The following is a 13,660-nucleotide window of genomic DNA, read 5'->3' on the forward strand; positions in this document are numbered from 1 at the left end:
TGGTCCCCATAAAAAGCGCTTTGGTTGTAATTTATCATGAAAGAATATTTCTGCTGACGCCGAGTTACCTTGGCGGAAGTTACGTAAGCCAAAAAATGACGCCACGTACCGATTACGTTTACGTCAATTCCCGTTGTAACGACTCAATGAAAGACGCACGTCCCGGTCACCGAAATCACCGAGGTCCGAGATGACGACTGAATCGACAATGACGATCCGCGAGATGTGCGATGCGTTCGACGTGACGCCCCGCACACTTCGCTTTTACGAGAGCAAGGAGCTGATCTTTCCGGAGCGCCAGGGCCAGAAGCGCCTGTATCATCGCCGCGACCGGGCCCGGCTGAAACTGATCCTGCGCGGCAAGCGCTTCGGCTTCAGCCTGGAAGAGATCAGGCAACTGCTCGACATGTACCACATGGGGGACCAGCAGCAGACCCAGCTGACGGAAACCTACAGGATCGCCCGCGAGCGGCTGGCCCAGATGGAGCAGCAGCGCGACGAGCTGAACGAGGCGATCGACGAACTGAAGGAACAGCTGGCCTGGGGCGACAAGATGATCGCGTCGATGGGCCAGAAGAAACGCGCGGCCGAGTAGGAGCCGCCCGAGCCTGAAACGGAGGAAACCCGATGCCCAGTTACACCGCACCGGTCAAGGATCTGCAGTTCATCCTGCACGAGGTCCTGAAAGCAAGCAAATCGGACGTCCCCGGCTATGAAGAGCTGGAACCCGATTTCACCAATGCCGTGCTTGAAGAAGCGGGCAAGCTTGCATCCGAGGTCCTGACGCCCCTCAACCTGGTCGGCGACCAGCAGGGCTGTCGGCTGGAAAACGGCGTCGTGCGCACGCCGGAGGGTTTCAAGGAAGCGTTCGACCAGATGCGCGAGGGCGGCTGGCCCGGTCTCGACATGCCCGAGGAATTCGGCGGACAGGGCATGCCCTATGTCCTCGGAACCGCGGTGGGCGAGCTGTTTTCTTCCGCCAACCAGGCTTTCACCATGTACCAGGGCCTCACTCACGGGGCAGCCTCGGCAATTCTCGCACACGGGACCGAGGCACAGAAAGCCACCTACCTGCCCAACATGGTATCCTGCGAATGGACAGGGACTATGAACCTGACCGAACCACACTGCGGAACGGACCTCGGCCTGATGCGCACCAAGGCTGAGCCGCAGGAGGACGGCACGTACAAGATTTCCGGCCAGAAGATCTTCATCTCGGCCGGCGAACACGACATGTCGTCCAACATCATCCACCTGGTGCTGGCCAAGATCCCCGGCGGCCCCGAGGGCATCAAGGGCGTGTCGCTCTTCATCGTGCCCAAGTTCCTGGTGAACGAGGACGGCAGCCTGGGCGCCCGCAACGGCGTCAGCTGCGGCAAGCTCGAAGAGAAAATGGGCATTCACGGCAATGCCACCTGCGTCATGAACTACGACGAGGCGACCGGCTACCTGCTGGGGACCGAGCACAAGGGCATGCGCGCGATGTTCACCATGATGAACGAGGCGCGCATCGGCGTCGGCATGCAAGGTCTGGCCCAGGCCGAGATCGCCTACCAGAACGCCGTCATCTACGCCAAGGACCGGCTGCAGGGCCGCGACGTGACCGGCATCAAGAACCTGGACGGCCCGGCCGATCCGCTGATCGTGCACCCGGACATCCGCCGCATGCTGATGGATCAGAAAAGCTTTACCGAGGGCGCCCGCGCCTTCATGCTCTGGGGCGCGTCGATGATCGACCGCTCGCACCGCGCAGATGATGCCGCCGCCGAAGGGCTGGTGAGCCTGCTGACCCCGGTCATCAAGGGGTTCTGCACCGACCAGGGCTATGACATGACCGTGCAGGCCCAGCAGGTCTACGGCGGCCATGGCTACATCGAGGAATGGGGCATGTCGCAATACACCCGCGACGCCCGCATCGCAATGATCTACGAGGGCGCGAACGGCGTGCAGGCGCTGGACCTCGTGGGCCGCAAGCTGGCGGCCGATGGCGGCAAGCACGTCATGGCCTTCTTCGAGCTGGTGAAAACCTTCATCAAGGACAACAAGGACGCGGACGAAGACTTTGCCCGCGATTACCTCGAGCCGCTCAAGGCGGCGTCCAAGGACCTTCAGGCCGCCGGCATGTTCTTCATGCAGAACGGCATGAAGAACCCGAACGCGGCGCTGGCCGGATCGACCGACTTCATGCACCTTTTCGGCCATGTCTGCCTGGGGCTGATGTGGTCGCAAATGGCGCTTGCAGCCAAGGCGGCCTTGGCCGAAGGTGCATCCGACACCGCGTTCTACGAGACCAAGCTGATCACCGGCCGCTACTACATGGCCCGCCGCCTGCCCGCCACCGCGCTGCACCTGAAGCGCATCGAAAGCGGGGCGGACCCGGTGATGGCCCTCGACGCGGCCAATTTCTGAGCCCGGGACGGGTGGGCACCTCGGCGCCCGCCCGATGGCCCGGGCAACCGGGCCGATCCGAGGAGGAGACATGCCGAAACGCTTTCGCCTGACCCGCCGCTTTCCGGTCGCCATGACCGAGGACGGCTACCGCCGCCTCAAACGCTTTTCGCAAGAGGCCGGGCTGGACGAGGGCGAGGCACTGTCCTTCCTCTTCGAACATTTCGACAGCATCATCGATCAGGACACGTTCAGCCACCGGCTGCGGCTCTTCAACTCAGAGCTCGACGCCCGCAAGCGCTGACGCAACGACCTTGGGAGGGGGAGCATGGCACTGGACCGCATATCGACCTGGGAAAGCGACGAACATCGGCTCTTCGCCGAAACGCTCGCCCGCGTCATCGACGACGAATGGACGCCCCATTTCGGCGAGTGGCGCAGGGCGGGGCAGATCGACCGCTCGGTCTGGACCCGGGCGGGAGAGCTCGGGTTCCTTTGCCCCTCGATCCCGGAAGAGTACGGCGGCGCCGGCGGCGATTTCGGCTTCGAGGCGGTGCTGGGGCTGGTCGGCGCCGCGCATAACTTCGCCAGCTGGATCCAGGGGCTGAACGTACATTCCGGCATCGTCGCCCATTACCTCCTCGCCTATGGCTCGGAAGAGCAGAAAAAGCGCTGGCTGCCCAGGCTGGCGTCGGGAGAGATGGTCGCCGCCATCGCCATGACCGAGCCATCGACCGGGTCCGACCTGCAACGCATCCGCACCCGCGCGATCCGCGACGGCAATGCCTACCGGCTCTCGGGGCAGAAGACCTTCATCTCCAACGGCCAGCACGCCGACCTGGTGATCGTCGCCGCCAAGACCGACCCCAATGCCGGGGCCAAGGGTGTCTCGCTGGTCGTGCTGGAAACCGAGGGCGCCACGGGCTTCTCGCGCGGCCGCAACCTGGAAAAGGTTGGCAGCCACGCGGCCGACACCTCCGAGCTCTTCTTCGACAACGTCGCGATCCCGCCCGAAAACATCCTGGGCGGCGAAGAGGGCCAGGGCTTCTACCAGATGATGCAGCAACTGCCCCAGGAACGCCTGCTGCTCGCCTGTGGCGCCGTGGGCGCGATGGAGGGCGCCGTCCGCCAGACCATCGCCTATTGCAACGAACGCGAAGCCTTCGGCGGCCCCCTGACCCAGTTTCAGAACACCCGGTTCAAGCTGGCCGAATGCCTGACCAAGACCACCGTCGCCCGCGCCTTCCTCGACGAATGCATCACCGAACACATGGCCGGCCAGCTGACGACCGAGAAAGCCTCGATGGCGAAATACTGGCTCTCGGACACGCAGGGCGAGGTACTGGACGAGTGCCTGCAACTGCACGGCGGCTACGGTTACATGGCAGACTATGCCATCGGCGAGATGTGGGCCGACGCCCGCGTGCAGCGCATCTACGGCGGCACCAACGAGATCATGAAGGAGCTCATTTCCCGCAGCTTCTCGGCCCGCCCGAAACGGTGAAACCTGCGCGGGCGGAGAGGGAGGGAGCCTCCGGCGGGAGTTTAATTGGCAAGATGAAGAGGATCTGGGAAAGATCCACCCCGTGCCGCCTCACCGGATTGGCTACCAGATATATCGGTCACGGGGCTTCACCTTGCACGCCGGGTCGCTCTCCAGCTGTCGACGCAGGACGATGAAAGCAAGCCAAGGTTAATCAAAGATGAAAAGATCCGCTTCATCTTGCCAATAAACTCCACGGGGGTCCGGGGGTGTGAAACCCCCGGTCCGACGCTCACAACAGGGACAGACCCATGACCATGAAACTCTACTGCTTCGGCGAATCCGGCAATTCCTACAAGGCGGCGCTGCCGCTGGCGCTCTCGGGCCTCGACTGGGAACCGGTGAAGGTCGACTTCTTCAACGGCGAGACGCGTACGCCCGAATACCGCGCCGACGTCAACGCGATGGGCGAGGCGCCGGTGCTTGTCGATGGCGATACGCGGATCAGCCAGTCGGGCGTGATCCAGATGTACATTACCGAAAAATCCGGCAAGTTCGGCGGCGCGACGCCGGAAGAGGCGCGCGAGGTCATGCGCTGGATGTTCTGGGACAATCACAAGCTCTCTTCCCAGGCTGGCATGACGCGATTCCTGATGAACTTCCTGCCGGAACAACACCGCAACGCGGACGTGATCGCCTTTTCCCAGGGGCGGCTCAAAGCGGCCTACGCCACGCTTGACGCGCATCTGGCGGGGCGCGACTGGATCGTCGGCGACGGGCCGACCAATGCGGATTTCTCGTGCTGCGGCTACCTCTTCTACCCCGAGCCCTTCGGGTTCGACCGGGCCGAATGGGCCAATATCGACCGCTGGCTCGGCGGGATCGAGGCACTCGACGGCTGGAAGCACCCCTATGACCTGATGCCGGGCCATCCGTCCGACCGGGCCTGACCGGGGCGGCGCGGCGGGCCCCATGTGACGCAACGGAGTTTACGTGACCCGCCGCCACGTCACCCTTGCAACACGGCCCCCGAAGGCCCCACCTGTCACTCAACACCAGTTGATCCGACAAAGGACCACATGATGACCGAAGCCTTTATCTACGACGCGATCCGCACCCCGCGCGGAAAGGGCCGCAAGGACGGCGCGCTGCACGAGATCACCTCTGTCCGCCTCTCGGCGCTGATCCTCAACGGCCTCAAGGAACGCAACGGCCTCGACGGCCACGCGGTCGAGGACGTGATCTGGGGCAATGTCACCCAGGTCAAGGAACAGGGCGGGTGCCTCGCGCGGACGGCCGTTCTGGCCTCGGAGCTCGATGAATCGATCCCCGGCCTTGCCATCAACCGGTTCTGTGCCAGCGGCATGGAGGCGGTGAACCTCGCCGCCAACCAGGTCAAGGGCGGCGCGGGCGATGCCTATATCGCCGGCGGGGTCGAGATGATGGGCCGCGTGCCCATGGGCAGCGACGGCGCCGCCGTGGCCGTGGACCCGACCGTGGCGATGGAAAAATACTTTGTCCCGCAGGGCATCAGCGCCGACATCATCGCCACCGAATACGGCTTCAGCCGTGACGACGCCGATGCGCTGGCCGTGGAATCCCAGCGCCGCGCGGCCGAGGCCTGGGCCGAGAAGCGGTTCGCCAAGTCCATCCTCACCGTGCGCGACCAGAACGGGTTGCCGGTGCTGGAAACCGACGAATACATGCGCCCCGGCACCGACATGCAGGGCCTTGGCGCGCTGAAGGCGTCGTTCAAGGACATGGGCGAGGTGATGCCCGGCTTCGACGCCGTGGCGCTGATGAAATACCCGCATCTCGAGCGCATCAACCACATCCACCACGCCGGCAACAGCTCCGGCATCGTGGACGGCTCGGCTGGCATCCTGATCGGCAATGCCGAGTTCGGCAAGAAATGGGGGCTCAAGCCCCGCGCCCGCATCAAGGCCACGGCCAAGATCGGCACCGACCCGACGATCATGCTGACCGGCCCCGTTCCGGCGACGCAGAAGATCCTGGCCGACAGCGGCATGGCGATTTCCGACATCGACCTCTTCGAGGTGAACGAGGCCTTTGCCTCGGTCGTGCTGCGCTTTTCCCAGGCCTTCGACGTCGACATGGACCGCATCAACGTCAACGGCGGGTCGATCGCCATGGGGCACCCGCTGGGCGCGACCGGGGCGATCATCATCGGTACCCTGCTCGATGAGCTCGAGCGCACGGGCAAGGGCACCGGCCTTGCCACGCTGTGCATCGCCAGCGGCATGGGCGCGGCCACCATCATCGAGCGGGTCTGAGGCGCATTCGCGAAACGTGCAACGCCTCCGGGATTGATTACCCTAGCGCGATCCGGCTGCATCACTGTAGGCTCGGGCTGACGCGAGGGTCAGGGGAGGCCAGGCAGGAATGATCGAACGGCATGAAAAGCGAGATGCCACACAGGCCCCACCTGCGCCCGGCCAGGCCGATCCGAAAGAGATCTACCAGGCCAACCTCGACGCCGTCGACCTGGTTCTCTGGCAGGAGCGCTGGGACGAGCTGTCCCTCCACCTGGCGACTCCGGCGGTCTTTCGCATGGCCGATTACGAGGTTCGGCTGGCCAGCGACGCGGATTTCGTCGCCATGTCCCGCACCCTGCGCACCAGCCTGCTGCGGCTCGGGGCGAATGCCTACCACCGGATCTGCCGCGCGGCCGACTGGGCGGACGACCGGCGCACGCGCATCGTCGGTTCGCATCGGACCTTCATCCTGCAACACGGCAGGCCGCTGGTTCCGCCCTATGTCTCGACCATGCCGCTTGTCTTCGAGGGCGGGCGCTGGCGGGCCGTGGGGATCGAGACCGAGGTGTCGAACCGCCAGGTGCCCTTCGTGGCGGCCGGGCTCGACGCGACGCCAGTCTGGCGGGCAAAGAAATGACCGGGGCCACGCAAGCCGGTGCGAACGCGGGGGGCGGATCGTGACGCATGACGACTTCGTGGCCTTTCTCGAGGCGATTTCGACCCCGTTCATCAACCGCGACTACGCGGCCTGGCGGCGGGTGACGCTGATCCCCTTCTCGATGGTCACCAAGGACGGCCCCGTCGCCCTTGGCACCGAAGAGGCGATGCGGCGCAACTTCGACAATTACCTGCTGGCCTGCACGGCCCTCAAGCTTGACCAGATCCTGCGCAAGCCGATCCGGCTGGAAGATTGCGGCGACGGCACCGTGATCGGCACCTACGAGACCGAATTGCTCAGCCGCGGGCACAGGGCGACCGCGCCCTACGTGTCCTCGGGGCTGATCCACCACACCTCGGAGGGCTACAAGCTCTCCTCCATCCTCAACGCCCGCGGACACCACAGCTGGACCGGGCGCGACCCAAAGACGGAAGGCACGACATGACCGATTTCACGCTTTCGAAAGACCAGGACGGCATCGCGACGATCACCTGGGACTGCCCCGGCAAGTCCATGAACGTCATGAACCTCGAGGCGCTGCAGGAACTTTCCGACGCGGTGGACGATGCGCTGGCGGATGACGCCGTCAAGGGCATCGTCATCACCAGCGGCAAGCCGGATTTCGCCGGCGGCATGGACCTGAACATCCTGGCGACCATGAAGGGCAGCGCGGGCGACGACCCGGCGCGCGGGCTCTTCGAGGGGGTGATGCAGATGCATGCCCTCTTGCGCAAGATCGAACGCGCCGGCATGGACCCCAAGACCAACAAGGGCGGCAAGCCCATCGCCTCGGCCCTGCCCGGCACCGCCGTGGGCATCGGGCTGGAACTGCCGCTGGCCACGCACCGGATCTTTGCCGCGACCAACCCCAAGGCCAAGATCGGCCTGCCCGAGATCCTCATCGGCATCTTCCCCGGCGCCGGCGGCACCACGCGGATGACGCGCAAGCTGGGGGCCATGGCGGCCTCTCCCTTCCTGCTGGAAGGCAAGCTGGTCGATCCCAAGAAGGCCAAGGGCGCGGGCATCATCGACGAGGTGGTCGACGACCCGGTCGCCGCGGCGCGCGACTGGGTGCTGACTGCCAAGGATGCGGATATCGTCAAGCCCTGGGACACCAAGGGCTACAAAATGCCCGGCGGCGACCCGTACCACCCGGCCGGCTACATGACCTTTGTCGGCGCCAATGCCATGGTGAACGGCAAGACCAAGGGCGCCTTCCCGGCCGCCCGCGCGTTGCTGAGCGCGGTCTACGAGGGCGCGCAGGTCGATTTCGACACGGCCCTCAGGATCGAGGCGCGCTGGTTCACCAACATCCTGATGAACCCGACCTCGACGGCGATGATCCGGTCGCTCTTTGTCAACAAGGAAGCGCTGGACAAGGGCGCCGTGCGTCCCGAGGGCGTGCCGGACCAGAGCGTGAAAAAGGTCGGCGTCCTGGGCGCGGGCATGATGGGCGCGGGCATCGCGCTGGTCTCGGCCCAGGCCGGGATGGAGGTCGTGCTGATCGACCAGACCCAGGAAAACGCCGACCGCGGCAAGGCCTATTCCGAGACCTACATGGACAAGAGCATCAAGCGCGGCAAGGCGACGCCGGAAAAGAAAGAGGCGATGCTGTCGCGCATCACCGCCACCACCGACCTCTCGGCACTCGCCGGCTGCGACCTGATCATCGAAGCGGTGTTCGAGGACCCCGCCGTCAAGGCCGAGATGACCCAGAAGGTCGAGGCGGTGATCCCCGACGACTGCATCTTTGCCACCAACACCTCGACCCTGCCGATCTCCGACCTGGCCAAGGCGTCCAAGCGGCCCGACCAGTTCATCGGCATCCACTTCTTCTCGCCCGTCGAACGCATGATGCTGGTCGAGATCATCAAGGGCGCCGAGACCGGCGACCGCGCCGTGGCCAAGTCGCTCGACTACGTGCGGCAGATCCGCAAGACGCCGATCGTGGTCAACGACGCGCGCTTCTTCTACGCCAACCGCTGCATCATCCCTTACATCAACGAAGGGGTCCGCATGGTCGGCGAAGGGATCGAACCGGCGCTGATCGAACATGCCGCGCAGATGCTGGGCTTTCCCGTGGGGCCACTGCAGCTGAACGACGAGACGTCCATCGACCTCGGCGTCAAGATCGCCAAGGCGACCAAGACGGCGCTGGGGAACGCCTATGACAGCGGCGCAGACGAGGTGCTGTTCTGGCTCTTCGACCAGGGGCGCCTGGGGCGCAAGACCAAGTCCGGCTATTACGATTACGACGAAAGCGGCAAGCGGCTGGGCATCTACCAGGGCCTGCGCGACAAGTTCGACACCGCGGGAACCGAGCAGCCTTCGCTGATCGACGTGCAGCACCGGCTGATGTTCTCCCAGGTGCTGGAAGCGGTCCGCGCGCTGGAAGAAGGCGTGCTGGAAGACATCCGCGAAGGCGACGTGGGCGCCATCCTCGGCTGGGGCTTTGCCCCGTGGTCGGGTGGCCCGCTCAGCTGGCTGGACATGATCGGCGCGGAATGCGCGGCAGACCGCTGCGACGAGCTGCAGGCCGCCTACGGCGACCGCTTCGCCTGCCCGCCCCTGCTGCGCGAGATGGCCGAGAAGGGTCAAAGCTTCTACGGCCGCTTCGGCCAGAAGGCCGCCGCCGCGTGAAAATGGCCCCGGCGCGACCCCGACGAGGTTGCGCCGGGCTAGCCCGTCGGCAGGCCAGGTTTTGCGCCGGGCAAGCCCGTCGGCAGGCCAGGTTTTGCGCCGGGCAAGCCCGTCGGCAGGCCAGGTTTTGCGCCGGGCAAGCCCGTCGCCGGGGGCCCGTGCGCCCTGCGGGCGCACGGGCGGGGGGCCTGCCCCCCAGCGCCTGCGGCGCTTCCCCCCGAGGTATTTGAAAAACGATGAAGAGACGAAGACCCTGCTGCTTCATTGTTTCTCAAATACCTCGGGGGTGAGGCCCTTAAGGGCCGAGGGGGCAGCGCCCCCTGACCGGCACCGCAGGTGCTGATCATCTTGTGCCTCTGGCACGCAATTGGATCACACGGGCTCAGGTTGGGTCGAACCGGTAGCCGAACCGGGCGATGTCCTCGGCGCAGAGCGTCTCGATCAAGCCGGCCGCCTCGTCGTCGTAGTAACGGCGATAATCCGTCTCGCGGGGCGAGGCGTTGACGCGGTCGAGGGAGGGAGAAAAACCGAGGTGCCGTGCCAGCGGCGCCATGTCCTCGGGCAGGTGCTCGAGCCGGAGATAGTGGGCCGGATAGGCCGCCCCGTCCGAGTTCTGCATGTAGCGCGCGGCCGGATTTGACCGCAGGGTCGCCTGCGTGGCGGGATCGGCAAGAAATACCGGGAAATCCACCTGCTTCGCCAGGGTCACCGCCGGATGGTCGAACCCCTGTTCCCGAAGCCAGTGGTAATAGCTGACCACCCGGTCCCAGGGGTTGCGCACCAGCGTGAAGCAGAACATTCCCGCGATCTGCTCACGGCTCAGCAGCCCCTCGATATCCGCGAGTGTCGAATGCTTCCAGAGCCGCCCCCGCGCGGAAGCCTCCGCCAGCCGCCGCCGGCGTCTCAGCGCCTTGGGCGTGTCCCCCAGCATCAGGTCGTCCTTCATCGCCCGCGCCTCGAGCGCCAGCGCCATCGCCGTCCCGCCGGTCTTGGGGATATGCACGAAGATGTAGCCGCGCCCGGGCGAGATGATCATCGGTCCGCCTGCCTTGTCCTGCGACATGGTCTACCGCGCGCGCCACGGCGAGGGAAGCGCCCTTCCCCAGCGCAAGACCTGTGGTTAATCTCGGCACGACAAACCACGGGAGGGTGACCATGGGCTGGCTGGCCGACGAGACCGGATTGAACAAGTGCCGCGCGAACTACGTGCCGCTGACCCCGCTGAGCTTCCTCCAGCGCGCCCTGCACGTGTTCCCGAACCGCGAGGCCGTGGTCTACGGCAGTTTCCGCAAGACCTATGCCGAGTACCATGCCCGCGTCTCGCGGCTGGCCTCGGCGCTGGCCGCGCGCGGGATCAGGCCGGGCGACGTGGTCGCGACCCTGCTGCCCAACCTGCCCCCCCATGTGGAGGCGCATTTCGGCGTGCCCGCCTGCGGCGCCGTGCTGAACGCGATCAACATCCGGCTCGATGTCGACACGGTCGCCTATATCTTCGGCCATGGCGCGGCCAAGATGGTCCTGGTCGACACCGCTTTCCTGGGCCTCGCCGAGCAGGCCGTGGCGCGGATGGAGGGCAAGGGCCCCGAGATCATCGAGGTCGCCGACCCCCAGGCCGGCCACCCCGCTGCGGGCCGCTACACCGAATACGAAGAGCTGCTGGCAGAGGGCGACCCGCAGTTCGACTGGATCATGCCCGAGGATGAATGGGAGAGCATCGCGCTCAACTACACCTCGGGCACCACGGGGCGGCCCAAGGGTGTGGTCTACCACCACCGGGGGGCGCATCTGAACGCCCAGGCGCAGCCGGTCTCGTGGCGGATGACGCTCTATCCGCGCTACCTGACCATCGTGCCGCTGTTTCACTGCAACGGCTGGTGCCACAGCTGGATGATGCCGCTCGTCGCCGGCACGATCATCTGCTGCCGCGACATCACGGCCAAGGCGATGTACGACGCCTTTGCCGACGAGGGCGCGACCCATTTCGGCGGCGCGCCCATCGTGTTGAACATGCTGGTGAACGCCCAACCCGAGGACCGCCGCGACTTCGACCACGTGGTCGAGGTCTTCACCGCCGGCGCTCCGCCCGCCCCGGCGACGCTGGCCAAGATCGAGCCCATGGGCTTCAACATCACCCAGGTCTACGGGCTGACCGAGACCTACGGGCCCGGGTCCGAATGCGTGTGGAAACCCGGGGATTGGGACGACCTGCAGGGCGAGGCCCGCGCGGCGATGAAGGCCCGGCAGGGCGTGCCCATGCCTTGCCTCGAGGAGATCACGCCGATGTCGGACACGCTCGAACCGGTCGAGCGCGACGGCGAACACCCGGGCGAGATCATGTTCCGCGGCAACGGCGTGATGAAGGGCTATTACAAGAACCCCGAGGCGACCGAAGAAGCCTTTGCGGGCGGCTACTTCCATTCCGGCGACGTGGCCGTGCAGCATGCCGATGGCTACGTGCAGATCACCGACCGGGCCAAGGACGTGATCATCTCGGGCGGAGAGAACATCTCGTCGGTCGAAGTCGAGGGCGTGCTGATGTCGCACCCCGCCGTCTCGCTTTGCGCCGTGGTCGCCAAGCCGGACGAGAAATGGGGCGAGGTGCCCTGCGCCTTCGTCGAATTGATCGAGGGCCGGACCGCGGACGAGGCCGAGTTGATCGCCTTCTGCCGCGAGCACCTCGCGGGGTTCAAGTCGCCCAAGAAGGTGGTGTTCGAAGAGCTGCCCAAGACCTCGACCGGGAAGATCCAGAAGTTCGAGCTGCGCACCAAGGCAAAGTCGCTCTAGGCGGCCGGGACGGGCGTGAGGGGCCAACCCCGCGCACCGAAGGCGCGGACCTGGCAAACCGAGGGGCTCTGCCCCTCGGGCTCTCCGGGATATGTCCGGCAAGATGAAAGGGATCGGAGCACGCCTGCATTCATCTTTCACAAAATATGCCCGCCGGAGGCATCGATGCAGCAAGACGGAACACCCCTCCTTTCATTATTCTCCAAATACTCCCGCCGGAGGCGTCCCTGGCCAGTGTCGGAGCGAGGGGCCAGCCCCTCGCGCTCCCCGGAGTTTATTGGCAAGATGAAGTGGGGTCGGGATGCATTGATGCGCCGGTCCAGTCAACGCGGAGGACGCGATGAGTGAAGATCCGAAGATTGCCGCGTTCTTTGCGCGCGATGGCGACTGGCAGCCGGCCCTGTGGGCGCTTCGCGAGATCCTGCTGTCCTGCCCGGTCGAGGAGGTCTGGAAATGGCGCGCGCCCTGTTATGTCGCCCATGGCGGCAATGTCGCAACGCTGTGGGGGCTCAGGGACGGGCCGGTGCTGTCGCTTTTCAAGGGTGTGCTGGTCGCTGACCCCGAGGGGCTGCTCGAGCCGCCGGGGCCGAATTCACGCTCGGCCCGGGTGGTGCGGCTGTCGGGCGCCGAGGAGGTCGCGGAGCGGGCCGAGAGCCTGCGGGCGCTGATCCTGCGGGCGGTGGAGAACGAGGCGCAGGGCCTAAGGGTCACCTTCAGCGAGGCGGGCCCGGACTGGCCCGATGAGCTGACCGAGCGGCTGGACGCGGACCCCGAACTGGCCGCCGCCTTTGCCGCGCTGACACCGGGGCGCCAGCGGGGCTACGTGCTGCATTTTGCGGGGGCGAAAAGGCCCGAAACCCGCGCGGCGCGGATCGACAAGCACGCGGCGCGGATCCTCGCGGGCAAGGGGATGCACGACCGATAAGAACGGCCGCGCGGGTCAGACCTTGCGCTGGAACCGGTCTTCGATGTCCTTGGCGTAGCCGGCGATCCGGTCCTTGAACTTCTTGTTGATCGTATTACGCGCCAGTTTCAGCGATTGCAGCAAGAGCCGCGCCGCCAGGGTCTTGGCCTCGAGATCCACGTCGAGGCTCATCCGCGTGCGCTTGCGTGACAGGGCCACCAACTCGACCTTGACGATGCAATCCAGCCCGTCGGTCGTGCCCTGGGCACACAGGTCGGTGTCCGGGTTGTACTCGACCAGCTTGATGTCCACGTCGCGGTCCTTGCCACGAAAATGGAACTTGGCCTTCCATTCGAGCCCCGGCGCCTTTTCCGTCATCTTGTCGACCCGGCGCACCTCGGCCCCGCGACGCAAGGCGGACCGTTCCAGCCCTTCGAAATCGGCCACCATCTGGAACACCTGGTCGATCGGCGCCTCGATGTCTTCCTTGGTCGAGAATTTCATGTCTGCCCGGCCTCTCTTGCTTG

At 65.6% G+C, this 13,660-nt stretch carries 13 protein-coding genes; 11 read left to right on the forward strand and 2 right to left on the reverse strand.

Features of this window, described 5'->3' with window-relative positions:
- Window positions 1-190: 190 nt before the first annotated feature.
- From MF270_RS10850 to MF270_RS10890, 9 genes are all read left to right on the forward strand, one after another.
- Window positions 191-595 (forward strand): MerR family transcriptional regulator, encoded by a 405-nt coding sequence (locus MF270_RS10850; protein WP_238365901.1) that lies wholly within the window; start codon window positions 191-193, stop codon window positions 593-595.
- A gap of 32 nt (window positions 596-627) precedes the next feature.
- On the forward strand, window positions 628-2,409 hold the full coding sequence (locus tag MF270_RS10855) for an acyl-CoA dehydrogenase C-terminal domain-containing protein (protein WP_238365902.1): 1,782 nt from the start codon (window positions 628-630) through the stop codon (window positions 2,407-2,409).
- A 70-nt stretch (window positions 2,410-2,479) separates the two neighbouring features.
- Complete coding sequence (locus tag MF270_RS10860) at window positions 2,480-2,692, forward strand: hypothetical protein (RefSeq protein ID WP_238365903.1); 213 nt, start codon at window positions 2,480-2,482, stop codon at window positions 2,690-2,692.
- A gap of 24 nt (window positions 2,693-2,716) precedes the next feature.
- Window positions 2,717-3,892, forward strand: a complete 1,176-nt coding sequence (locus MF270_RS10865) for an acyl-CoA dehydrogenase family protein (protein ID WP_238365904.1) — start codon at window positions 2,717-2,719, stop codon at window positions 3,890-3,892.
- A 290-nt stretch (window positions 3,893-4,182) separates the two neighbouring features.
- Window positions 4,183-4,821, forward strand: coding sequence for a glutathione S-transferase family protein (locus MF270_RS10870; protein WP_238365905.1), 639 nt, complete (start codon window positions 4,183-4,185; stop codon window positions 4,819-4,821).
- 132 nt (window positions 4,822-4,953) lie between these two features.
- The gene (locus MF270_RS10875) at window positions 4,954-6,165 is read left to right on the forward strand and encodes an acetyl-CoA C-acetyltransferase (RefSeq protein WP_238365906.1); all 1,212 of its coding nucleotides are present in this window, start codon (window positions 4,954-4,956) and stop codon (window positions 6,163-6,165) included.
- 109 nt (window positions 6,166-6,274) lie between these two features.
- Complete coding sequence (locus tag MF270_RS10880; RefSeq protein ID WP_238365907.1) at window positions 6,275-6,784, forward strand: hypothetical protein; 510 nt, start codon at window positions 6,275-6,277, stop codon at window positions 6,782-6,784.
- 40 nt (window positions 6,785-6,824) lie between these two features.
- Window positions 6,825-7,250 (forward strand): hypothetical protein, encoded by a 426-nt coding sequence (locus tag MF270_RS10885; protein WP_238365908.1) that lies wholly within the window; start codon window positions 6,825-6,827, stop codon window positions 7,248-7,250.
- On the forward strand, window positions 7,247-9,445 hold the full coding sequence (locus MF270_RS10890; RefSeq protein ID WP_238365909.1) for a 3-hydroxyacyl-CoA dehydrogenase NAD-binding domain-containing protein: 2,199 nt from the start codon (window positions 7,247-7,249) through the stop codon (window positions 9,443-9,445). The genes MF270_RS10885 and MF270_RS10890 overlap by 4 nt, the downstream gene beginning before the upstream one ends.
- Window positions 9,446-9,827: 382 nt before the next feature.
- Here MF270_RS10890 and MF270_RS10895 read toward each other — a convergent pair whose 3' ends face one another.
- Window positions 9,828-10,481 carry a sulfotransferase family 2 domain-containing protein gene (locus tag MF270_RS10895; RefSeq protein ID WP_238365910.1) on the reverse strand — a complete coding sequence of 218 codons (654 nt, stop codon included), beginning with the start codon at window positions 10,479-10,481 and terminating at the stop codon, window positions 9,828-9,830.
- A gap of 119 nt (window positions 10,482-10,600) precedes the next feature.
- Here MF270_RS10895 and MF270_RS10900 point away from each other — a divergent pair, with 119 nt between their 5' ends.
- Window positions 10,601-12,229: an AMP-binding protein gene (locus MF270_RS10900; protein ID WP_238365911.1), complete on the forward strand. Its 1,629-nt coding sequence runs from the start codon at window positions 10,601-10,603 to the stop codon at window positions 12,227-12,229.
- Window positions 12,230-12,569: 340 nt separating this feature from the next.
- Window positions 12,570-13,154, forward strand: a complete 585-nt coding sequence (locus MF270_RS10905; protein ID WP_238365912.1) for a YdeI/OmpD-associated family protein — start codon at window positions 12,570-12,572, stop codon at window positions 13,152-13,154.
- A 15-nt stretch (window positions 13,155-13,169) separates the two neighbouring features.
- Here the strand turns inward: MF270_RS10905 and MF270_RS10910 are convergent, their stop codons facing one another.
- Entirely contained in the window at window positions 13,170-13,637 is a 468-nt protein-coding gene (locus MF270_RS10910) for an SRPBCC family protein (RefSeq protein ID WP_238365913.1), read from the reverse strand.
- Window positions 13,638-13,660 lie beyond the last annotated feature (23 nt).

The sequence above is a fragment of the Mesobacterium pallidum genome (assembly GCF_019966535.1).
GTDB lineage: Bacteria > Pseudomonadota > Alphaproteobacteria > Rhodobacterales > Rhodobacteraceae > Mesobacterium > Mesobacterium pallidum.